At 33.8% G+C, this 22,456-nt stretch carries 20 protein-coding genes and 1 pseudogene; 1 reads left to right on the forward strand and 20 read right to left on the reverse strand.

Going from position 1 to position 22,456, the window contains the following annotated elements; all coding sequences use genetic code 11:
• Window positions 1-517 precede the first annotated feature (517 nt).
• A complete protein-coding gene (locus ACLPIE_RS09520) occupies window positions 518-655 on the reverse strand; it encodes a hypothetical protein (protein ID WP_172412258.1) in 138 nt (45 codons plus the stop codon).
• 406 nt (window positions 656-1,061) lie between these two features.
• Between ACLPIE_RS09520 and ACLPIE_RS09525 the strand changes: the two genes are divergently transcribed.
• Window positions 1,062-1,190: a hypothetical protein gene (locus ACLPIE_RS09525; protein WP_277921841.1), complete on the forward strand. Its 129-nt coding sequence runs from the start codon at window positions 1,062-1,064 to the stop codon at window positions 1,188-1,190.
• A gap of 1,810 nt (window positions 1,191-3,000) precedes the next feature.
• On the opposite strand, the gene ACLPIE_RS09530 is transcribed toward ACLPIE_RS09525, so the two are convergent.
• The 19 genes and pseudogenes from ACLPIE_RS09530 to ACLPIE_RS09620 form a co-directional block, all read right to left on the reverse strand.
• Entirely contained in the window at window positions 3,001-3,210 is a 210-nt protein-coding gene (locus ACLPIE_RS09530; RefSeq protein WP_094962058.1) for a hypothetical protein, read from the reverse strand.
• Between the two features lie 23 nt (window positions 3,211-3,233).
• Window positions 3,234-4,256: a UDP-glucose 4-epimerase GalE gene (galE, locus tag ACLPIE_RS09535; RefSeq protein ID WP_094962059.1), complete on the reverse strand. Its 1,023-nt coding sequence runs from the start codon at window positions 4,254-4,256 to the stop codon at window positions 3,234-3,236.
• Window positions 4,257-4,265: 9 nt separating this feature from the next.
• Window positions 4,266-6,344, reverse strand: coding sequence for a polysaccharide biosynthesis tyrosine autokinase (locus ACLPIE_RS09540; protein WP_094962060.1), 2,079 nt, complete (start codon window positions 6,342-6,344; stop codon window positions 4,266-4,268).
• A 34-nt stretch (window positions 6,345-6,378) separates the two neighbouring features.
• Complete coding sequence (locus tag ACLPIE_RS09545) at window positions 6,379-6,807, reverse strand: arsenate reductase/protein-tyrosine-phosphatase family protein (protein ID WP_094962061.1); 429 nt, start codon at window positions 6,805-6,807, stop codon at window positions 6,379-6,381.
• Window positions 6,808-6,812: 5 nt separating this feature from the next.
• Window positions 6,813-7,958: a polysaccharide export protein gene (locus ACLPIE_RS09550; RefSeq protein WP_172412261.1), complete on the reverse strand. Its 1,146-nt coding sequence runs from the start codon at window positions 7,956-7,958 to the stop codon at window positions 6,813-6,815.
• Between the two features lie 51 nt (window positions 7,959-8,009).
• Complete coding sequence (locus ACLPIE_RS09555; protein ID WP_094962063.1) at window positions 8,010-8,957, reverse strand: NAD-dependent epimerase/dehydratase family protein; 948 nt, start codon at window positions 8,955-8,957, stop codon at window positions 8,010-8,012.
• Between the two features lie 9 nt (window positions 8,958-8,966).
• The gene (locus ACLPIE_RS09560) at window positions 8,967-9,785 is read right to left on the reverse strand and encodes a glycosyltransferase (RefSeq protein ID WP_068908265.1); all 819 of its coding nucleotides are present in this window, start codon (window positions 9,783-9,785) and stop codon (window positions 8,967-8,969) included.
• Window positions 9,786-9,816: 31 nt separating this feature from the next.
• Window positions 9,817-10,857 carry a glycosyltransferase gene (locus ACLPIE_RS09565; protein ID WP_094962064.1) on the reverse strand — a complete coding sequence of 347 codons (1,041 nt, stop codon included), beginning with the start codon at window positions 10,855-10,857 and terminating at the stop codon, window positions 9,817-9,819.
• A 178-nt stretch (window positions 10,858-11,035) separates the two neighbouring features.
• Window positions 11,036-11,998, reverse strand: a complete 963-nt coding sequence (locus ACLPIE_RS09570) for a glycosyltransferase family 2 protein (RefSeq protein WP_094962065.1) — start codon at window positions 11,996-11,998, stop codon at window positions 11,036-11,038.
• Window positions 11,991-12,266: a hypothetical protein gene (locus ACLPIE_RS09575; protein WP_141240679.1), complete on the reverse strand. Its 276-nt coding sequence runs from the start codon at window positions 12,264-12,266 to the stop codon at window positions 11,991-11,993. The genes ACLPIE_RS09570 and ACLPIE_RS09575 overlap by 8 nt, the downstream gene beginning before the upstream one ends.
• Before the next feature lie 832 nt (window positions 12,267-13,098).
• Window positions 13,099-14,070 carry a glycosyltransferase family A protein gene (locus tag ACLPIE_RS09580; protein ID WP_094962067.1) on the reverse strand — a complete coding sequence of 324 codons (972 nt, stop codon included), beginning with the start codon at window positions 14,068-14,070 and terminating at the stop codon, window positions 13,099-13,101.
• A gap of 64 nt (window positions 14,071-14,134) precedes the next feature.
• Window positions 14,135-15,301: a nucleotide sugar dehydrogenase gene (locus tag ACLPIE_RS09585; RefSeq protein ID WP_094962068.1), complete on the reverse strand. Its 1,167-nt coding sequence runs from the start codon at window positions 15,299-15,301 to the stop codon at window positions 14,135-14,137.
• 25 nt (window positions 15,302-15,326) lie between these two features.
• A pseudogene (locus ACLPIE_RS09590) lies at window positions 15,327-16,146 on the reverse strand (IS5 family transposase).
• A 150-nt stretch (window positions 16,147-16,296) separates the two neighbouring features.
• On the reverse strand, window positions 16,297-17,469 hold the full coding sequence (locus tag ACLPIE_RS09595) for a TDP-N-acetylfucosamine:lipid II N-acetylfucosaminyltransferase family protein (protein WP_094962069.1): 1,173 nt from the start codon (window positions 17,467-17,469) through the stop codon (window positions 16,297-16,299).
• Window positions 17,470-17,542: 73 nt separating this feature from the next.
• Complete coding sequence (locus ACLPIE_RS09600; RefSeq protein ID WP_430261423.1) at window positions 17,543-18,559, reverse strand: ATP-grasp domain-containing protein; 1,017 nt, start codon at window positions 18,557-18,559, stop codon at window positions 17,543-17,545.
• Window positions 18,560-18,561: 2 nt separating this feature from the next.
• Window positions 18,562-19,464, reverse strand: a complete 903-nt coding sequence (locus ACLPIE_RS09605; RefSeq protein ID WP_094962071.1) for a 1-aminocyclopropane-1-carboxylate deaminase/D-cysteine desulfhydrase — start codon at window positions 19,462-19,464, stop codon at window positions 18,562-18,564.
• Entirely contained in the window at window positions 19,461-19,913 is a 453-nt protein-coding gene (locus ACLPIE_RS09610) for a GNAT family N-acetyltransferase (protein ID WP_094962072.1), read from the reverse strand. Before ACLPIE_RS09610 ends, ACLPIE_RS09605 begins: the two co-directional genes overlap by 4 nt.
• Window positions 19,903-21,003 carry a DegT/DnrJ/EryC1/StrS family aminotransferase gene (locus ACLPIE_RS09615; RefSeq protein WP_094962073.1) on the reverse strand — a complete coding sequence of 367 codons (1,101 nt, stop codon included), beginning with the start codon at window positions 21,001-21,003 and terminating at the stop codon, window positions 19,903-19,905. The genes ACLPIE_RS09610 and ACLPIE_RS09615 overlap by 11 nt, the downstream gene beginning before the upstream one ends.
• Window positions 20,996-22,453: a lipopolysaccharide biosynthesis protein gene (locus ACLPIE_RS09620; RefSeq protein ID WP_094962074.1), complete on the reverse strand. Its 1,458-nt coding sequence runs from the start codon at window positions 22,451-22,453 to the stop codon at window positions 20,996-20,998. The genes ACLPIE_RS09615 and ACLPIE_RS09620 overlap by 8 nt, the downstream gene beginning before the upstream one ends.
• Between the last annotated feature and the right edge of the window lie 3 nt (window positions 22,454-22,456).

Raw genomic sequence — 22,456 nt, forward strand, 5'->3', positions numbered from 1 at the left:
TTACTTCCAACACCTGTTTACCGAGTTACCAAAACGAAGTCCGAAAGATGATGTGTCGGATCTCATGCCATGGAACGTAGAAATCAGTGAGGTTGAGTAAAGCTTTACTGGTTCATTAAGCGCTTACCTTTGATCCCATTGGGCGGAGAATAAATAATGCAATAGTATCCCAATAACATCCATAAGCTAGAACACCAATCAAACTAAACTCTACTATAAGCCATCTTTACGGATATCCGTAAAGATGGCTATTATGGTGTTCTTTTTTTATTTAATGCAAACCATTAAATGGATATTTATCTTACTGTGATGACAAATGCACTAGTAGAAGCAAGATAGCCACATATTGGCTTTCAACATAACACCCTATGCACCATCCCCCTTGGCGTAAGTAGAATGGACGAGTGTTAATCAGGTGGCCTTGCACACATTGCAGTTTCAGCTTTTGGTTGCCCTTTTCAGGGTTAAGCCATACACCACCCTAGACCGCCACGATTTGGGCGATTTTGGCCTTAAGCTATTCAGAATAGGCTTGGGTACTTTGCCCCACATTACTGGGCCAATACGCAATCACAGCAAGAAAAGCGCGTTGTTGTTCCGGCGGCGCATGACGCAGAGCAAAGCCTGCTTTTGCGGGTAATTTAATCAATATCATTAGTTACCTGCTAATCATGTCATCGTGACTCGTTATCTTATGAGTCAACTTAACCGATATTTTCACTGCTGACTAGATGCTCGTGTACCTTCCTAAAAATACCCCCAAAGATCGTTAATCTTCTTATTTATATACTCATTACACAATAAATGCGTTATTGATTTCTTATTTAGAATAATCTTCTCTTTATTGATCTGTTTTAATGATCGATAACACCATTACGATAGGATTTACCTTTCATTGCCAACATATTCATTGGTATTTACGATAGGTTTTACAGATCAATTTCATTATTTCGATCGTTTATAACGATTTTAAATACCAACCAGATTCTTATAAGCTATTCGCGATACAACATATTACCTATCGAATTTAATCGAAATAATGCATTTTAGAGGAAATAACCATGTCAGAACGTTTTGAAGACAGCCCTGAATATGATGATTGGATTGAAGAAATAGGGGGGCGTGATGAAGAGCGCTCAGATTATTACAATAAGTGGATGAGAAGGAAACAACGTGAATCATTATCGTAATCATATTTGTTTTATTCATTAAATCACGACATAGCCATGATATTTAAGTGGCTCTTTTTCTGGGTCAGGGTGAGGCTATGAAACTTGTTCTATTTCTATTAATCCTTTTTATTTTTCTGCCTATTGCCTTTAAATTTCCCAACATAATTAAATCACTATTTATTGGTGTATTTAACTTTGCGATTTATTTTATTAAACATTTACCAGAAATACTCAATAGTAAAAATCAAAAGAAATAATTCGCTATTCCCATTATTGTATTAGCACCGGGGAAAGAGCTATTTATCTTAATAAATATACAATTACTCTTTCTTATATAAGGTTTTTATAATGAAATTCATTAATAGTCTTTGTTCTATACTAATTGTAAGTAACCTTGGACTTTTCAGTGCAATGTCGCTTGCAGCTATTTCCCCATAAAAGTCGATGTAAGAAGTGATAAACTTCGCGCTGGACAAGTCGCTTTTCCAGTTTGGCGTTATACCATTACCAGCCTTGATGATAACTCACTTTACAATCATTGGTTTTGAATCGCGATAATTGTGTGATTTCGACAAATAACCGAGGGAAAAATATGAATGCTAACCTAAAGTTTGGCCAATCTTACACGTTTACAATCCCAAGTAACGATTCTTATACCAAATGCCTTCCACTAGAACTTATTGTGAATACCAATAAAGGGTCATATACTTTTACATGGTAATAGTAACAAATACGCCCGTGTAATAAACAGGCTAATATCCTTAGCAAACTGATTTCAATTTTCCAAACCATTTTCATACATAACACTAATCCCCCCAACGTCTGATAAACATTGTGCAATGTTCAACTAGAACTGTAGAATTATTAAACGATATTTTTAATTCATGATATTTTTGAAGTTCATTGACACACTATTCAAAATAAATAACCCCCAGTATAGACTGCCTTTTATACAGAAGTCCTTCACATGTGTAAGGATTTTTTTGAACAAAATCCTCAGTTCTCGATCAGATCTTTAACAGATTTAATTGAGGAATACTGAAATGATAAAAAGTAATAATTAGAGCCTATCTCAATAGGAGATAAGCTCGTTGCCATACTCAGCAATATCAATGCTTAAAAGTGTTACTCCAGATAACTAAAAGAGGTAGTCGTAAAGCGAGTAAGGCCACTTTAGATGTAAAATATGCCTCAGTAGCAGTAAAAGCCCCTCTAACAAAAAAGATGCTTCATTCATCTGAACTATGTTGGTTGCTCAGGGAGCAGTAATGACGATAAAGTGATTAATTGGCATATTTTAACCAATAAAACAATAAACAATAAACAATAAACAATAAACAATAAACAATAAACAATAAACAATAAACAATAAACAATAAACAATGCTGAAGATGTATTGAAACTTATTGATTATTATAAAAATGTTGGTTGATTGAATAATATCACAAGTTCAGGAAAAGCGCTCTAAGACACTAGATCACGCCATTCCTGGAGGCAGGGGTGTACAGAACTTAATGGATATATACCGGGGACATTTAGCTCATTCAGCCTGACAAACGACTCTAAACAAAAAAATAACATTTATAGTAGCACTGTTATCAACTCGTCAGTGCCGAGTGCCGAGCGGATGATTCGTTTTGTGTTCAGTGATAATAGGTGTTATTTTTTCTGAGAGTTCATCGCTAGTCTGACAATAACCGCCTACCATACGTTCGCCCTTAGAAATTATCGTAACTCATTATATTATAAAATAATTTCTTTTGGGTTTGTCGCTTAAAGTAATAATTTGCATATTTTATCCATCAGCTCTTTGAGCTTTAGTGATAGTTTAACTTAATGTTTTATTCTCATTAATCTTCTTTGTTTTATCTTCAAAGTGTTGTTTAAAAATTAAAACATCACTCATTTTTACCTTACCATGCCTATTTCTTTTAGGTAAAGGCAATCCTTCTAATTCACATGTAGTTCTATATAACATAGCTAAATATTCTGGTTTAACACCAATATATAGTGCAAATGAATCTATATCAATATTCATATTTTAACCTAAATAAAATAAATCTATTTATAGCCATTAGGGTTTTGCGATTGCCAACGCCAGCTATCGTTCACCATATCTTGCACGGAGTACTGAGCTCGCCAGCCTAAATCAGTAAAGGCTTTATTAGGGCTAGACCAGCACTCAGCAATATCACCGGGGCGGCGAGCAACTATTTTGTATTGGATCTGTTTGCTTGATGCCTTTTCAAAAGCAGCGATCATTTCTAATACACTAGTACCTTTACCAGTGCCTAAATTATAAATATGGAGCCCTGCTTTTTGACTAACACCATTCAAGGCAGCAATGTGTCCACTCGCTAAATCCATAACATGGATATAATCACGAACACCAGTACCATCTGGTGTTGGGTAATCAGCACCAAATACCATCACTTCTTTATGGCGACCAACAGCAACTTGAGCGATAAATGGGGTTAAGTTGTTTGGGGTACCGTTAGGGTCTTCCCCCATTAAACCTGAAGTATGAGCTCCGACAGGGTTAAAATAACGTAATAAAGTCAGTGACCATTCATCATGCGCAATATGTAAGTCGGTAAGAACGCGTTCAACCATATATTTGCTGGTACCATATGGATTGGTTGTACCACCTACTTTCGATTCTTCAGTTAACGGTACTTCTTCAGGATCACCATACACCGTCGCGGAAGAACTAAAAATGAGGCTTTTTACACCCGCTTTTTGCATTGATGTGATTAAAACCAAAGTTCCATTAACATTATTGTCATAGTACTCAATCGGTTTTTGAACTGACTCACCCACGGCTTTTAGCCCTGCAAAGTGAATCACCGATGCAATTTTATGTTCAGCAAAAATGGTATCTAAAATTTTGCTATCACGTACATCACCGACGTAGAAAATAGGTTTGGTGCCAGTAATGGTTTCAATGCGATTGAGTACTTCAGGATTAGCATTGCAGAGGTTATCTAAAATAATTGGCTGCATGCCTTGTTCAATCATCTGCACACAGGTATGGCTACCAATGTAGCCAAGACCACCAGTGACTAATACTTTTGCGTTTTTCATTGTACTTTCCTAATACTCATAAACATAATTATAATCGTCTGACTTGGCATCGATACCATTTAAGATCACACCCGTAATTTCGATATCGTTTTGCTTAAAGCGTTTGAGCGATAACTCAATATCTTTCACCGTGTTCACACCATAATAGGTGATAAGCAATGAGGTCCCAACGTACTTACCAATAATAGCTGAGTCGGTGATTGCCAGTATTGGCGCAGTATCAATCACGACGATATCGTATTGACCTTTCACCGTATCAAGTAAACGTTTAAAGCGCTCGCTCATTAGTAATTCAGAAGAGTGCGTGACATTCTTACCGCGACAAATCACGTCGAGGTTTTCAATCACACTGTTATGAATATTTGGCTGGCTAGTATCTGATTGTGAGAGATAATCGGATAGACCTAATTTATTGCTTAATCCAAAGGCTTTATGTATACGGCCTTTACGTAAGTCAGTATCGATTAACAATACTTTTTTGCCTGCATTTGCTAGCACCACCGCCATATTGGAGGTAACAAAGCTTTTACCTACACCCGGTGAAGCACTGGTGACCATAACCAGATTATTACCTTGGTTCATGACCGAGAAGTAAACACTAGTACGCAAAGAACGAATGGCTTCAACCGCCGTATCGGCAGGGTTTTCTAGCGCGAGTGGATGTTTATTACCTTCTGCAATCAATTTCTTCTCATGGGTAGAGAAAGGAATAGTGGCATAGACGTTGATACCCAGAGCATCAATATCCTCAGTGCCTTTAATTTTATTATTAAAGAACTCACGAGCAATGACATATGCACAACCCACTATAAAGCCCAGTATTGCAGCTAATACTAAGATTAATGCTTTCTTAGGTGCTACGGCATTCGGTTGAGATTCGGCGGAGTCAATAATACGCACATCAGCGGTGATCCCTGAGTTTAATACACTCAGTTCCTGCTGTTTTGCCACTAATTGATTGTAAATAGCTTGCTCAGACTCTACATCACGGGTTAAACGAACAATTTGTTGTTGAGTATTTGGCAGTTTTTGAATCGCTTTACTGATTTTCTCTTTCTCACGTAACAGCTGCTGGCGCTTATCAAGCAGTGATTGGTAAGCAGGGTGATTGCGTGTATACAACTGCTGAATTTCAACCTCTTTAAAGGTGAGTTCATTTAACTTTTCTTCGACTTGCAAAGCACTATCAAGGGCGGATTTGGCTTCTAATGATAAGTCGATAGATTCATTCTTTTTACGGAAGGTATTTAGCTGGTTTTCATAGTTATCCAGCTTGGTTTTAATCTTAGGCAGATATTCATCTAAGAATAATAAGGTGTTATTTGTGACTTCTTTTTTACGCTCGGTATTTTGATCGACGTAATTTTGAATAATACTGTTTAAGATTTGCACGTTTTCGGTTTTATCGGCACCTTTAATGGCCATATTGATAATACCGGTTCCTTTACCCACTTCTGCAATAGTTAAAGTATTACGTAGGTTTTCAATGGTTGAATAACGCGCATTTTTAACTAAAGTAAATTCTTGACCAACCTCTGCAACTAAGGATGAAACCAATAAACTAATATCGTCTTGTTTTAAGAGAATACCAACGGTGCCTTCAAGAACTAGCCCTTCAATATTCAGAGAATATTTGTTATCCCCCAAATAGGTCAACGTCGCGGGCTTTCCAATAAAGTCTTCGGGGACTAAATAGAGAGCCACGACAGCATCGGTTTTATCCCCCCACAGCTTATCAAAAAAGCCTGCTGGTGCGATTTGAGTATCTAAATTCAGGTTAGTCACGGTTTTGCCCAGCACCATTCGTGACTTAATGACTTCAATTTCGGAATCGACTTGGCCAGCACTGCTGGCTAATGGCATCATTTCACTCATTTTATCAACAAGAGAAACTTGGCTGGCTTTGTCATATTGCAGTGTCGCATTAGCTTGATAGATAGGAGTCGCTAAAAAACTGTAAGCTGCTGCAAGCAAAATAAAAAACAGAGTAAAAAAGCCGATTTTAAGATAACTGGACTTTAATACTTTAAAAAGTGCCAGCAGATCGATCTCGTCCGAGGCAGGGGAGCTATTTTTTGTCGTGTTCATAATCAATTAAATGCTAAGCCTTCCTAAATTAAAATTAAATTTTCCCTTGCCACTGTAAAACGGCTTTTTCCATCAGTTGATAAACATGTTCAAACATTTCATCACTGCGTTTATGTGGATCTGGGATCTCAGTTTTATTAAGCCACTGGCCGAATAACATGACTTTGCCACGAGTTTCGGGAAACTGTTGATGGATCCTATCAATATGATCGTTTTCCATCACTAGGATTAAGTCTGCTTCTTTACACAATTCGCTGGTTAAACGTCGTGATTGATGATTGTCTAAACAGAGATCATGTTGCTGTGCGATACGGATGGCACTGTCATAAGCGGGGCGATCGTCTTTGGCAATAATGCCAGCAGAGTGTACTTTTTTATTGGGGAAATGGGCTTGTAATAAACGCTCCCCTGTGGGGGAGCGACAAATATTACCCATACAAACAACTAGGATATTGTTAAACATGACGATTACCAGTCGTGAATACGTTTTGTACCTTCAGTTAACTGATTATAGGTCGCGATGGTGGGTAGTAATTGAGTGATCAGACGGTTCCAACGTACCACAGGCGCGGCGGTAACATAGACCAGATCGTATGGTTGTAGTTTAAACTCTGTACCCATCACCATTGCCGTGGCATCAGATAAATCTAACTGATACACCGCTGCCATTTTTTTCGGTAGCAACGCATCAAGTTCTTTATCACCCGAGGTTTGGCTTTTAATTGGACGGATAACAAACACACCGGTTGCATTAGCGGTTGTTTGATCGGTACCCCCGGCTTTACTCAGTGCTTCAGTGATACTCATACCTGCACGATCAATAGTTAAGGTATTTGGCTGGCCGACTTCCCCCATCACAAATACTTTTTGCCCGTCGTTGCGTGGTACATAAAGTGTATCGCCTGGGATCATTAGGTAGTTTTGAGTCATATCGCCATACTGAACTAATGATTGCAATGAGAGTTTAATTTCTTTGCCATTACGGGTCAGTACGACGTTATCCCAATCGGCTTTTTCGGTGAGGCCACCCGCATTATTAAAGGCTTCCAGAACGGTAAGAGGGATATTGGTAATTGGCAATGTACCTGGTTTAGCGACTTCGCCAGAAACATACATTTTTTGTGAGCGGAATGCCGCAATACTGACATCCACTTGTGGGGATTCAATATAGGTAGCCAGTTTACTGCTGACTAAATTACGGATCTCCGACAGTGTTTTACCAACAACTTTCACGTTACCGATATAAGGGTAGTAAATGGTGCCATTGGAATGAACCCAGTTACCTGAATCGGCAGCGCTACGATAAGAACCCGCTGGAATAGTTAATTCAGGGTGATCCCACACAGTGATGGTTAATACGTCACCCACACCCACACGGTATTCATAGGTTGAAAGTTGCTTTTCAAGGGTAGGGTTTGGTTTGGCGATCACTGGAGCCACGTACATCTCATCTAACAGTTTTGGTGAAATCGGATAGATATCCACAAATTTAGAGATATCACGATCGCCAGTGTCGACGACATTTTTGCCTGATGTAGACATATAGACACCAGGAGTAACGGTACAGCCGGTTAATGCTGTAAGCATTAGTGCAGCAATAGAAAGGCGTTTCATAGACACTCGCGATCCCTTTAGCAAGATGATGATAAAAGAAAATATTTTAATTTATTTGAATTCATATTGAACAGTATTAGCAATACCTTTTTCAAGAGTCACTGGTGCCTTGAAAGAGGTATTTGCAATATAATTTGATTTAAACTGCGTTCTAGCACAAAATTTTTTCACCCTGATGCTGCTTACCGGAAATTCTTTACCAGTAATTTTAGATAAAATATCAAAACAATATCCACCCATGATCCCAATAGGATAAGGAATACGAATATTTGATTTAGGTTTATTTAATGCGTGACAGATAACGGTAGTGAGCTCATTCATGGTGAAGTCAGGTTTATCAATATAATTGAAAACATGTTTACCTTCAGTGAAGGTGGTTGCAAAATGGATAAATGCAGCAACATTTTCAACATACGCCATCGATTTTTGGTTGTTACCACTACCAATCATCAAAAAACGACCTGAGGCAATTTGGCGGAATAGGTTATAGACATTACCTCGGTTATTTTCGCCAAAAACCACCGTTGGTCGTATCGTAACAAGGGTGTGATTCACTGATTTAGCCTGCCAAGCATCATACACATATTCGGCTTCTAACTTTGATTTACCATAATCATTAAACGGATGATACTCACCATCTTCGCCAGTTTCTTTTTCGACAAAGCCATAAACAGCTACGGAAGAAGTAAATACTATATGTTTAATACCAATTTGTTCAGCGACATCACAAACATTTTTAGCTCCATCAACGTTTACTTCATAATAAAGGCTAATAGGGTGAACATTATCTTTATGCTGAGCAGATAAATTGATAATGACGTCAGTCCCTTTTAGTGGTTCGATAAGCGTTTCTGGTTTAGTGACATCACCAAATTCCCATTTTTCAGGATGAGCTTCGCTTTTTTGGATATCAACAATTTTAAAGTCGATATTTTTAGATTTTAATTGATTGGAGAGACGGGTTCCAATAAAACCGGATCCACCGATGATAGTTAACATAATAAACCTTTATTTTCTTAGTTTTTTATAAATTTTTGAAAGTATTGAAGTTGGTAATAATCTAGGGATACTACGTAGCGTAAAATTTAAGTATGAATTAAGTGGAGTATCAATTTTTTTCTCAATTTTCAATTTAGCTAGTTGAAATTCACTTTTTATATAAGTTATACCTTTGCGTCGTTTAACCATAGAATCGCCACATCTTACTTTAACTAAGGAATCTTGTAAGTTAGCTACTTTGTAACCAGCGGCAATAACCCTAATCCACAAATTATAATCTTCCATATATAAATGATGTTGGTAACCACCAACTAGTTCGATAATATCTTTACGAAAAGCTACTGTCATATGGTTGAATGGATTTCTTTGGTTTACATATTTAAGAATATCATTATGTGAACAGGGAACGTTTCTATAGCCTAATGATCTTGACATTGTGGAGTCAAACTCTTCTATACAAGATCCAAGTAAAACTATGTTAGGATTAAAATGTATATATAATAGCTGTTTTTCAAATCTATCTGGCATGCAATAGTCATCAGTGTCCATTCGAAAAACCCAATTATACGAGCAATATTTTAAACCTTCATTTAAAGCTTTACCTAACCCTACATTCTCTTTTAGCTCGATTACTTTCATTATTTTTGGATATTGTTTGCTCCAGTGATATATCAAATCATCTAATTCACTAGATAATCTACCATCTTTTATTAAAATTACTTCATTTGGTAGCACTGTCTGGTATATTAATATGCTATTGAAAGCATCATTTAAATACTCAGCAGATTCATTTTTATAGACTGAAAGCAAAACAGTAAATTTAATCATTTTTTCCACAGTTAATTTTGTTTTATGAGAGCTATTCTGAAACTATATCTATCCATTTTTTCATTATTTTTTTAGGGCTAAATTCATCTTTATTCTTTAATGCATTTTTGTGCATTTTATAAAGAAGTTCATCATTAAATATGAGTGAACTAAGTTTAGTTGAAAATGAGGCGTTATCACCATAGGGAATTATATATCCCGTTGACTTATCTTTGATAATCTCCTTTGGCCCTGTTTTGCAATTGTATGCTATTGATGGTACACCAAAAAATTGAGACTCAATTAGTACCATTGGTAATCCCTCATAACGAGATGTCATTAAGAACAATTTTGAACAATTATAATAACTAGATATATCAGAAGTAGCAGGTATTAGCCTAATATTATCATTATCAGATATTATTGATTTTAATTTAGAGTAATCTTCACCATCACCTATAATTAGTAGTTCCCAATCTTTCGTTTTAGTCGATTTCCAAATGTTTATTAATGATTCAAAATCTTTTTGATAAGTTAATCGACCTACCGCAATAGCAATATTTTTACGAACATTAAAATCCCTTATTGTAAGGTCTGATTGAAAGTATGGGTTAATATTTCTAATGAAATCATATTTTCCAGTATCATTTCTAAATATGTTCTTATCGTTTTCTGTCAAAAAAATCACTTTACTTGCAAAGTAATACGCAAGTTTTTTTATTTTTTGTTTGACAAGGCTAAACGATTCGAATGATATATGTTCGGAGAAGATGATTTTTTTAGGTTTGTGAATTATAGAAGCTAGGGCGACATCAACAGAAAGTCTCCCCATGGAAATTGTAATGAGGCATCCGTCTTGTTGTTTAATGTGTTTCATTATTTTTATTAATGATAAATACCTTTTTTTTCCCTGAAATGTTTTTAAAGTAACGTTGTTATCTAATTCAAACGTTAATGTATTTTTAGAATAGTTAAGTGAATATAAAAATACGGAGTATCCCATTCTGGAAAATTCATTGCATAATATACATGCGACTCTTTCAGTGCCGCCGGTATGGCTAATATCATCAATTAATATAAATATATTTTTCATAACGACTCTATATTTAAAATATTGTTTATTTGTATATATTAAGAGGTTAATAATGGTTCTGAGTTAATTTAGATGTCTATTAGATTTAAAAGATATAACAGCAATTAATATTGTGCTATATGTCCATTTAGTAGGCTTCCTATTAGTCGATTAGCTATTTCGTAACAAGTCATTAAAATTATTTAATAGAATTTTGTATGTCACTCAGTTTTTTTCTTTCCAAATCATATTTAAATCTATCAATTAAATATTTTGTATTATATATTGATGTGGCCAAGCACAATAATATATGCACTGATTTTATGATTTTGCTATTACTTTTATAAGCAGAATTTAACTGTTTAGATGAATATTTATGGAGTAAGTTCGTAATGTTCCAATAATTAATATATGACGCCAGTTTTTTTTCAGAAAAAGAATCAATATTATTTTTATTTAGAATTCGCTCTTTAGCTAGTTTAACTACGTATGCATGCGTTTTTCGCTGCTTTAAACTAACGGTTGAAGCCGTATTTCCAAGCCTATGCCTAATATACATTAAAGCTTCAGGGTGGTTATCGCATTTAAAACCATTATCTAAAGCTCGTAGTATGAAATCATAATCTTCTGCATAAGGTATTTCTCTATAATAGTTTAATTTTATATATATATCTTTTTTACATAGCCATATGTGCGTGATAGGTGTTCTTAAAAGCTTTGTTTTATCAATTAGCTTGGAACCGCATGGAAGATTACTATATGATAATTTGTTATCATTTTCATCTATACCAATCATTTGACATCCAACTAAATCTAAATTTTTGGTTACTAATAAATCGTATTGCTTTTGGATTCGTTCAAGATCAGCAATATCATCTCCATCGATCCTTGCAATATAGTTACCTTTACTTAATTTTATACCTTTATTTAATGTTTGACATATCTTTAAGTTTTTGGAATTTTGTTGATGAATTATTTTTGGATTATTTTTAGCTAGTTTTTTAATAATATTATAGGTATTATCAGTTGAGCAATCATCAATTATAATTAATTCAATGTTTGGGTATGTTTGTTTCAATATGCTGTCTATAGATTTTTTAATCCAAGGAGCTACATTATATGTTGGCATAACAACAGAAATTAATGGTAATGTATTATTCATATGACGGATTATGTCCTTTTTGTTTTTCTCTTTCTTCTGAGATAATTATTGCATTAATAATAAATATAAATGGCGAGTATGCACTGAATAGAGAAATCCCACAAATGAATACAGGAAGCCATAAAATTATAGTATAGCTTTTTGAAATATAGAGAGAGTAAGCTGTAAATGATAGGAATACTACGCTTCCAATTATTCCGAACTCTAAAAAAAATGTTACATATATATTATGTGCAAAAATACCCAAAAATGATTCTGCATTTCCCATCCCTATTCCAAAAAATTTCAAATCAACTGGAAGAGATGAATACAAATCTTCAGCTATACTAAAAATGTAGAACTTGGAGTTAAAACTACCATCTAAATCTCTGAAATTTATATCAAGATATAGATATTGATAAAGTAAATAACTAAATGTAAAAAATGTTGCCAATAGTGTGAAATATGACTTTAATCTAAATCTAACAATACTGTGATATATAATAATTATTATTATACCAGCAACAATTGCCGCTCTAGAAAAGGTTAATAAAAGTAGAACAAAAAGTAAAAATATTTGTTTTTTAACTTTGACTTCCAATACTTTATTTAAATAAATAGCAAATGCAATTAGTGACGTTATTACTAGCCCCGCGAAGTTCGAGTCAAAATAAAAATAACTACTTTTCAGTGCATATATAAATCCTCGACTTGATTCGTATAGTAAGGTTCGGGATAATAACTCAATAGATAAAAATATTATAGATATATTAATTGATTTTACATATATTATCTTTCTTTCGAGGTATGATGTTTTTAAAATCACATTAGGAATAAATATTGATAGAAGCCAAGAAAAATAAAATAACAAGGGTGATAAATAGTTAATATTAATAGTATATGTAACGCTGGAGAAATATAGGCCTGTGACTTGACTAATTAAAAATAGTGATGAAAATAAACAATAAATTATAGTTAGTTTATTTAATTTTAATTTAATGCATAGAGTCATAACTCCAAATAAGATTAACAAAAGTCCTAAAATATAAATAAGATTTATAGGAAATGAGTTGAAGCTAATAAAGGAGCAACACAATATTAACAGCAGATAGTCTTTGTTTTTAATTGTTATTTTTTGCATTTGAATGTTCTAACTTTAATATTTTTCTGATTCTTTTCATGTAAACATTGAGTAAGGATTTTATCAGGATTAAGAAAGAAAAAAATACTGTTGCTAAATTAAAATTATTTTTTACTTTGATGACTGAATCTATAAGTTTGTTTTCTTTATAAGAAATAGGTAATAGTGTTTTACCTATATAATTTATTCTATTAAAAAATGTGAAATTCATATCATTATATTTTAGCCAGTTAAAACAAAAATCTGAAGTCGCTCCTTTTTTGATCACTGATGGGTTTTCACTTAATATCACCCAAAATGACAGTATTTTATCGATAAAGATAAATGGGATTTTTTTTATATATGCATCGATGCAATACTGAACATCTTGATGTCTTTGTAGATTCTCATTAAATTTAATGAGTTCTGATGTTGATTTGGTTATAGTGATTGCTGATGTTTGTATAACTCCATTATTATTTATTAAGTAATCTATTATGTTTTTATTAAATGAATATTTTTTTGCATAAGAAGAATTTTCGGTTGTATTATAAACATCTTTTTCATTAATATGCAATACAGGATGGAAAATAATACATGGCTGTTCTGGAGGAATATTTTCAATAGATTTATAGATGACCTCTACTTTATTATTAAACCAGATATCATCAGCGTCATGGAATGAAATGTAATTATTTTTTGAGAAGTCTAGTCCTAAATTTCGAGTGCGAGACGCATTAGATTTTATATCTAAGCAAATTAAATGTATATTAAGTAATGATGAATATCTATTAACAATAGTTTTAAGTTCAACATTATCTTGACTTGCATCATCAATAATAATTACATTGAAATTTTTATTGGTTTGAGAGCAGAGAGCATTGAGTGCATTATGGATATAACTAGAAGAATTTCTAGTTGTAATTATGACATCTAAAAAAAATTTTTTTTCGTACTTTTGAACATTATTCATAGTATATTATTCTAATTATTTATAAATAGTATATTGCCACATATGGTAATTATATTTCTCAGTATCAATCATTGCCAAACAGGTCACGTGTATACACTTTCTCTGCGACATCTTCGAGTTCAGGCACCATCCGGTTGGCTAAAATAATATCACTATCGGCTTTGAATGCTTCAAGATCACGATACACTTTGGAGCGGAAAAATTCGTCCTCTTTAAGCACCGGCTCATACACAATCACTTCAATGCCTTTGGCTTTGATGCGTTTCATCACACCTTGTACCGCCGAGGCGCGGAAGTTATCCGAACCCGCTTTCATCACTAAACGATATACCCCGACTTTACGTGGCGCTTTGGCAATAATCGCATCTGAGATAAAGTCTTTACGGGTACGGTTAGATTCCACAATCGCATTAATGAGGTTATTCGGTACATCGTCATAGTTAGCCAGTAACTGCTTGGTGTCTTTCGGCAAACAATAACCGCCGTAACCAAATGAAGGGTTGTTATAATGGCGGCCAATACGTGGGTCTAAAGACACCCCTTCGATGATTTGACGTGCGTTCAAGCCACGACTCTCTGCATAGGTATCTAATTCATTGAAATAGGCCACACGCATCGCTAAGTAAGTATTGGCGAATAATTTAATCGCTTCCGCTTCAGTGCCATCGGTAAACAGCACAGGGACATCTTTTTTGATAGCGCCTTCGAGCAGCAAATCCGCAAAGATTTCCGCTCGCTCAGAGCGTTCACCCACCACAATGCGTGATGGGTACAAGTTATCCCACAGCGCACGGCCTTCACGTAAAAATTCAGGGGAGAAAATCACATTGGTGTAGCCAAACTCTTCACCCAGGCGCTCAGTAAAGCCAACAGGGATGGTGGATTTAACAATAATGGTGGCTGCTGGGTTAATTTTCTGCACATCATGAATGACTGATTCAACTGACTTGGTATTGAAGTAATTGCTTTTCGGGTCATAGTCAGTCGGTGTGGCTACAATCACATACTGTGCGCCCGTATAGGCTTCAACAATATCTTGGGTTGCACGGAAATTGAGTGTTTTTTCACGCATAAACTGTTCAATTTCGGTATCGATAATCGGCGATTGCTTATTGTTCAGCATCGCCACTTTTTCAGGCACGATGTCGACGGCCACTACTTCGTGGTTTTGTGACAGTAACATGGCGTTAGACAGACCCACATAGCCTGTACCTACAATTGCTATTTTCATTAGAATCATGCTCTATGTATTTATATTAATAAATAATTGTGTCAACTTTGCAAATTAATACATTAATGAAATCTTTTGTTCTTGATAAAAACATTCCACGTGAATTTTCGACCTTTTTCTCCCAGCGGGTGAGAACACGCCGAAAGCGGTTCATCCAGCTATGCGTTCTTTCCACAACCCAAAGATGAGTCTTAAAATCGCTGTTTTTGATCGCCTCAGATTCTTCTTTCCTCGATTGGATATGAGGCTCATAGCCCTTGTTTTCAGATACGATCCCAACCATTCCGCTTCATACCCTTTGTCCATGCACAACCGGAGCCTCTTGCATGGTCTGCCCGTCTGGAGGGCATCGAGCGTATCCGCAACCAGCTTTATGTCGTGCATATTTGCTCCGGCGACAACCAGTGCAAGCGGAAGCCCGTTCCCGTCAGTCATCAGACTGCGCTTTACGCCCCGTTTCCCTCAGTCTGTTGGATTACGGCCTGTTTTTTTGAGCCTGCCAGCGGTGATTTGGTCATACAACCATCCATCGACAGCCACGACCAGTCAATAGCGTCCAACTGTTCGCAAGCAAACAACCCGTTTTGCCAGAAGCGTTCAAATACTTCAGCATCCCGCCACTCCTGAAATCTGCGATGAGCAGAGCTTGACGAGCATATACCGGTGGCATTTAGCGTATTCCACTGGCAACCCGTCCTGAGTACGAAGAAAATGGCGTTCATTGCAGCGCGATTATCAACCCGCTTGCGGTGCGTACCCAGCGGATGGTGAGTTTTATGTTCTGGAATAAGTGGAGCCATTTTATCCCAGAGTTCATCGCTAATTTGCCACTTGCTGACTGCCATACGTTGCCCTCAGAAATTATCGTAATTCATTATATTATACGATAATTCCTTTTGGGATAGGCTCTTATAATGAAAATGGATATGTTTTATAAATAGAAAAGAGTCAATAATAATAAACTAGTTTATTGATCATTTTAATTTTTTGAAAAATTATTTTTTCGTTAAAGAAACCTTCCGAATTTCTTTAAGTAAATTTCTAGTATTATTTAATATTTTCTTTCTTCCATGCTCTCTTTCTAATAACTGATGATTTGATATGAATTCATTTTTTGATAATGGGGAGATACCACCAGATAGAATAGTTGTTATCTGATCACATGAATAAATAATTGCCTTTTTATCAGTATAAAATTGATATAACGGACTAACTTTATTTAAAAATATTTTAGCTCCTACATATAATCCCAAACCAATATTTCCTGCGCCTTGTTGTCTTCTATGATTCATTATCATTACTGAACATTGTTGAATTAATTTAAAATATTCAGTTAAATTCATAAAGTTAGTTATTGGTACAAACTGATCACCAAAATATTCATAACCTAATTGTATTATTTTATCTCTATATTCAGAAGAACCATAACTTAATGGAACAAATATTTTTGTTTTTTTTGGTAAACCTAAATCATAGAGTATTTTAAAAACTTCAGCATGATTATTTGTAGGTGTAGCACTATTTCCTACTAATATATTATTACCAGTTAAATTATTATACTCAATATTGTTATCAAAAATATTGAGGGATGAACCATAATTCCATGGAATTGTTTTAGGTGTAAAATATCCAATTTTTTCTTCTAATAACCTACTCTCAACGGGTATGACAGGACAAAAAATATCAATTAATTGGATACAATCAATTTTATTTTTTTTCTTATAATATATTATTAATTTAATAAAATTTTTTATAATACTAGGTGATTTTGTTATGCCATAGTTTGGATCAATTTCCTTAACTATTTTAATAGTCTGACCTTCAAGTAAATCATAAGGATTTGGATAAATTATATCGTAGTAATCATAGCCCATGCCTATCCAAATAAATACAACATCTTTGTGTAATCTAGAAACTAATTCAATCGCAAAATTAGTTAGTGAGTGTAATATTATTGCATCATATTTTTTGAGTGAACGTATAAATATTGGATTTAAAAAAGAGAACTTAGATACTTGGATTGGTTTGATTTTTTTTAAGTATTGTAAAGATTGTTTTATTTCTGGTAATAAGTAAGTACTTTGTCCTGGAATTATACTTTCAAATTGCTCATATGCTGCATCTGGAAACTTTTCATCACTTATTATATGAAGTAATTTTAATTTCATATTTATTCTCTAGCTTTATTCATACATATATATTATTTATATATGGCTTAGAAAAGAACTATATAGTCTTGTATCAATTATTTTCTATAATAGTTGGTTTGATATCTTTACAGCAGAGAACGTTTTCTTTAATGGTAACATACTCATTTTTAGTTTGACCATTTGAAATCCATTCGATTATTTGTTTAGGAATGTGTGCTCCTGCTAAATGAGAGAATGGATATTGTCCACCAAACCGAGCATTCATTTCTAATATATAAAATTTACCATTTTCTTCTAAACAATCAGTATCTAAAATACAAACATGACCTAACTCTCGTGATAGTAACTCACCAAGCTTATGAAGAGCTGGATTATTAATAGTTAGAGCTTGATCTGTTTCTCCAGAACGCATAGCAACTTTTTGCTTACAAAATGTAGTGATATAGTTACCATCTAAATCATTGATAATTTCTAATCCATATTCATTACCAGATATATACTGTTGTATCAGTACTGATTTATCAATATCTAAGGCTGACTCATAATTAAGGTACGTTGATTGAATCTCGTTTTTAACTTTTTTATAAAAAATATTTAACTCATCTATTGTTTCTGCTTTATAAATACCGATAGAGCCCATTCCCCAGCGAGGTTTAATTATTAATGGTAGCTCTAATGTATTATTGTCAATAGCTTCATGTACTGCTGGTAATGATAAAAAAGTTTTTGGGGTTGGAATGTTTCTCTCAACTAAAAAAAGATATGTTTTCCATTTATCATTACAAATATCAATGACATTTGGAGAAGATACAATAATATTTACACCAATATCTAAAAATTTTTGCTTATTTTTAGCCAATATAGGTAAATCAATATCAAATAATGAGATAATTACATTTATATTGTTTTCTTTGCAATATTGTAATAAAAAATCAATATAATTATTTGAGTATATCTCAGGTGTTATTATGTATGAATCTGCATGAGTCATGGCATAAGTAAAGGTACTATTTGCAGCAAAAACTTTACCCTGTGATTCTATTAATGCATCTTTAAAATAATCAACTAGGTATGTACGTCTACCAACAGATGTTAATAATATATTCATTTTTATGCCATTAAGTTAAGTAAACCACCCGTATGCCAAAACAATACGTTGGTTTCTTTAGAATAATTTTTTATCTCAATTATTTTTTCCATTCCCAACCAAGCTTTTGCCGTGTATGTTGGGTCTAGAATAATTCCGGTATTTTTAGCTGTATTATGTACAGTTTCTAATATTTCTGGCGTTGTTTTTTCATAACCACCACCGTTATAATTATCATCAAAAATAATATCATTAATATAGAAAGGATTTAATTTTGAAATAGAAATAAGCTCATCAACCGATTTTCTGACTTCTTCAGTTCCTCGAATTTTATCACGAGCAACACTGATTCCATATACTGAAGTATTATCATAGAAGTGTTTGAATCCACAATGAAGTCCTGCTTGAGTTGCTCCTGTACCACTTGCTACAAAAACTGAATCAAATTGAATACTTGTCTGTTTTTTTAATTCAGCAACTGCATCAAAATAGGCTAATGAACCTTCATAACAGTGACCTCCACCCCAAATGTAAAAAGGTGTATATCCTAGCAATGTATAACGTTCCATTTCTGCATCCATTACTTGTGATATATTTTGTAGTTCACAGTAAACGATGCGGACACCTAATAATTCTAGTATTTTTAAATTTCCGCTACTTTTGTTAGTTGGTATACTATGAATAATAATAGTACACTCTAGACCTAATTCGCGGCACCTAATAGCGGTTGCACGAGCGTGGTTAGATTGAATTCCTCCACATGTTACAACAGCATTACATTTTTTGTTTAGACAATCTTTTAATATATAATTTAATTTACGTCCTTTATTTCCACCACCTGAAATAGGATATAAATCATCTCTTTTTATATATAGATTTATATTATGAATAGAGGTTATTTTCTCTAATGGTGTTACTATATTCATAGTATTAATTCCATATCACAACCAAGTATATTAGTATTACTATAAATAAATTCTTGCTTTTCCATAAATCCATATTTTTCATATAGGTTATATGCGGTTGAATTTTTCTTTACAGTTAGAGAAACTGATTTAAATTCATGATTAATTAAATAATCTATCAGGTAATTAAGTAATAATTTAGAACAACCTAATCCTCTATACTGTTTACTGACTGCAATATAGGGAATGTAAGCTATTTTTTCATCATGATTATTTGCGTAACAGGCGACTAATGCAATAATAACTTTATTTTTCGATATTGAAAATAACACCGCATTGTTAATTAGTTTTGTAGTGTATTCAGCAATATTCACTCGTGAAGAAAGTGAGGGTATAAAGTCATGATCACTCTTAATAATAAAATTCTTTACTTCATTAAGATCAGTATATTCTATTTTTTTAATATTCATTTTTTATGACTTTTACAATTAAGTCTAGATCACTTTCATTTATTTCTGTATGAATTGGTAGGCAAATTACAGAGTCAGAGATTTTTTGAGATTCAGTAACACTACAACATTTATACTCTTCATATAACTTAAATCCAGTTATCAGCGGATAAAAGTATCGTCTTGCTAATATGTTATGATTCTTCAGTCGTTGAAATAGCTCATCTCTACTAATACCATATTCTTTTTCATTTACTAAAATAGGAAAGTATGAATAGTTAAGATTAATGTTACTATCAACTTTAAATAAATAAAGGCCATTAATATTATTTAACTTTTCCATATAATAGGATGCAATATTTTTTCGTTTATTTAATGCATTATCTATATGTTTAAGTGTTGCTAATCCAAATGCAGCCTGTACTTCATTTATTTTTGCATTTGAGCCTAACATTGATATTTCAGTTTCTGATTCATAGCCAAAGTTTTTTAATCTGTCTAATTTTTCTTTCATTTCTTTGGTATGACAGATGATAGCTCCACCTTCAATAGTGGAATATGCCTTGGTAGCATGGAAACTAAGAATTGAAAGGTCTCCCCAATTAAGAACAGATATTCCATCTTTAGTGACACCAAAGGCATGCGCAGCATCATAAATTACTTTTAATCCATGTTTGTCTGCAATTTTTTGAATAGCATCATGATCACAAGGATTACCATAAACATGTACTGGAAGTATGGCTGATGTATTCTCTGTTATTGCCTCTTCGATTTTTTTAGGATCTAGGTTAAAGGTGTTTGGGTCGATATCAACAAATACGGGTTTTAAATTATTGAGTAAAATCGCATGGCTGGTTGCTACAAAACTGTAAGGTGTTGTAATTACTTCGCCTGTTAAATCTAATGCCTGTAGTGCGGTGATTAAAGCTAACGTTCCATTAGAGAATAATGAGATATATTTTACACCTAAATAGTCACATAACTCTTTTTCTAGCAATTGGTGATAATGCCCGCTATTTGTTAACCATTTTCTTGACCAAATATCTTCTAGATATGGAGTGAGTTCTTCTAATGGTGGTAATAATGGTGACGTTACAGTGATATTATTCATAATTTTTCGTTAGCTTCTTTGGCAGAATATTTAATATGAGATACTGATAGAGGTCTTTTTGAAAAAAACGTATGCTGAATATATAAAGAATACAGGCAATCAAAATAATTAATGCTATTGAAAACCAAGGTGGTATGGCGATTAATTTAGTGATAAATAATGCAGCAGAACATGTTATTAGTGCCATTAGCCAGATAGGAAATAAGGCTTTTAACTGAATATAACCTGATAGCTGGCCTATTTTTCCGTTATAGTAAGTATTGATAAATAATGCGAGATAAGATTGGATAACTATCCCAATACAAATAGCTTTAATTCCATAAGGAATGGTGATCACAAGAATAATAGTGGTAATAATTTTCTTTAGAATTTCTAATTTTAGAAATAAATCAGACCTACCTTTAACTTGTAAATAATTTAAATTGATGGCATGAATAGGGTAAAGAAGTAAACCAATTGCTAATATGCTGGCAAATAAAGCAGCTGGCTGCCATTCATGGCCTAATAGTTCAGGAATAAGTGGGTCAGCAACAACAGCAAGTCCAAAAAGTAGCGGGAAAATAACGGCTGCTGATAAGCGTAATGTTAGCAGATAGGCATTATTCAATCGCTGTTCATCATTTTGGATACTACTCAGTATCGGATAAGTAACACGCTGAATAATAGCAGTCATTGTCATTGCAGGTGTTCTTACTAACTGGTTTGCTTGCGTAAAATACCCAACATCTAATACGTTAAATTTTTTACCAATCACTATTTGGTAAATATTTTGATAAATACTGTCAATTACCCCTGATAGCATCAGTTTTGAGCCGAAGCCAAATAATTGGCGGAATGATTCAGTATTAAAACTTAATATTGGTAGCCAACGATGTAATATATTCAAGAAAAGAGAATTAAAAGCAGCATAACTTAATGTTTGACCTACTAGTGACCATACACCAAAACCAAAATATGCCATTGAAAATGCGACTAAGCTACTTATGATTACTGCACCTAATGATGCTTTTGCTTGAGTTTTAAAGTCCATATTTATGGACAATTTAGTACGTTGTATAATAGCTAACGCATTAATTATTACGACCAATGATAGTACACGCGTTAATGAAGTTAATTCTGGCTGTTTATAAAAGTCGGCAATATAAGGCGCACTAAAATATAGTATCGCATAACAAATGAAAGCGATAACAATATTAAAATAGAATGCTGTCGAGTAATCCTCTTCTGTGCGATCCTGTTTTCTTATTAGAGCTGAACTTAATCCACTATCAACAAAGACCTGGCTGACAGCAATGAACACAGCTAGCATTCCGATTAGTCCAAATGCGTGGGGACCTAACATTCGGGCTAAAACTAGCATCACTGCTAATTGAATGACTTGTGTTGCAAGCCGCTCAATTGCACTCCATTTAAGTCCTGAAGTTGCTTTTTGTTTTAAATTATTATTCACAAA

This window comes from Providencia sp. Me31A, assembly GCF_050487165.1.
GTDB lineage: Bacteria > Pseudomonadota > Gammaproteobacteria > Enterobacterales > Enterobacteriaceae > Providencia.

Excerpts from the sequence above, each read along its gene's own strand:
- ACLPIE_RS09520 (WP_172412258.1), bottom strand. The coding sequence starts at position 655 with ATGATATTGATTAAATTACCCGCAAAAGCAGGCTTTGCTCTGCGTCAT.
- ACLPIE_RS09525 (WP_277921841.1), top strand. The coding sequence starts at position 1,062 with ATGTCAGAACGTTTTGAAGACAGCCCTGAATATGATGATTGGATTGAA.
- ACLPIE_RS09530 (WP_094962058.1), bottom strand. The coding sequence starts at position 3,210 with ATGAATATTGATATAGATTCATTTGCACTATATATTGGTGTTAAACCA.
- galE (WP_094962059.1), bottom strand. The coding sequence starts at position 4,256 with ATGAAAAACGCAAAAGTATTAGTCACTGGTGGTCTTGGCTACATTGGT.
- ACLPIE_RS09540 (WP_094962060.1), bottom strand. The coding sequence starts at position 6,344 with ATGAACACGACAAAAAATAGCTCCCCTGCCTCGGACGAGATCGATCTG.
- ACLPIE_RS09545 (WP_094962061.1), bottom strand. The coding sequence starts at position 6,807 with ATGTTTAACAATATCCTAGTTGTTTGTATGGGTAATATTTGTCGCTCC.
- ACLPIE_RS09550 (WP_172412261.1), bottom strand. The coding sequence starts at position 7,958 with ATGAAACGCCTTTCTATTGCTGCACTAATGCTTACAGCATTAACCGGC.
- ACLPIE_RS09555 (WP_094962063.1), bottom strand. The coding sequence starts at position 8,957 with ATGTTAACTATCATCGGTGGATCCGGTTTTATTGGAACCCGTCTCTCC.
- ACLPIE_RS09560 (WP_068908265.1), bottom strand. The coding sequence starts at position 9,785 with ATGATTAAATTTACTGTTTTGCTTTCAGTCTATAAAAATGAATCTGCT.
- ACLPIE_RS09565 (WP_094962064.1), bottom strand. The coding sequence starts at position 10,857 with ATGAAAAATATATTTATATTAATTGATGATATTAGCCATACCGGCGGC.
- ACLPIE_RS09570 (WP_094962065.1), bottom strand. The coding sequence starts at position 11,998 with ATGAATAATACATTACCATTAATTTCTGTTGTTATGCCAACATATAAT.
- ACLPIE_RS09575 (WP_141240679.1), bottom strand. The coding sequence starts at position 12,266 with ATGGGAAATGCAGAATCATTTTTGGGTATTTTTGCACATAATATATAT.
- ACLPIE_RS09580 (WP_094962067.1), bottom strand. The coding sequence starts at position 14,070 with ATGAATAATGTTCAAAAGTACGAAAAAAAATTTTTTTTAGATGTCATA.
- ACLPIE_RS09585 (WP_094962068.1), bottom strand. The coding sequence starts at position 15,301 with ATGAAAATAGCAATTGTAGGTACAGGCTATGTGGGTCTGTCTAACGCC.
- ACLPIE_RS09595 (WP_094962069.1), bottom strand. The coding sequence starts at position 17,469 with ATGAAATTAAAATTACTTCATATAATAAGTGATGAAAAGTTTCCAGAT.
- ACLPIE_RS09600 (WP_430261423.1), bottom strand. The coding sequence starts at position 18,559 with ATGAATATATTATTAACATCTGTTGGTAGACGTACATACCTAGTTGAT.
- ACLPIE_RS09605 (WP_094962071.1), bottom strand. The coding sequence starts at position 19,464 with ATGAATATAGTAACACCATTAGAGAAAATAACCTCTATTCATAATATA.
- ACLPIE_RS09610 (WP_094962072.1), bottom strand. The coding sequence starts at position 19,913 with ATGAATATTAAAAAAATAGAATATACTGATCTTAATGAAGTAAAGAAT.
- ACLPIE_RS09615 (WP_094962073.1), bottom strand. The coding sequence starts at position 21,003 with ATGAATAATATCACTGTAACGTCACCATTATTACCACCATTAGAAGAA.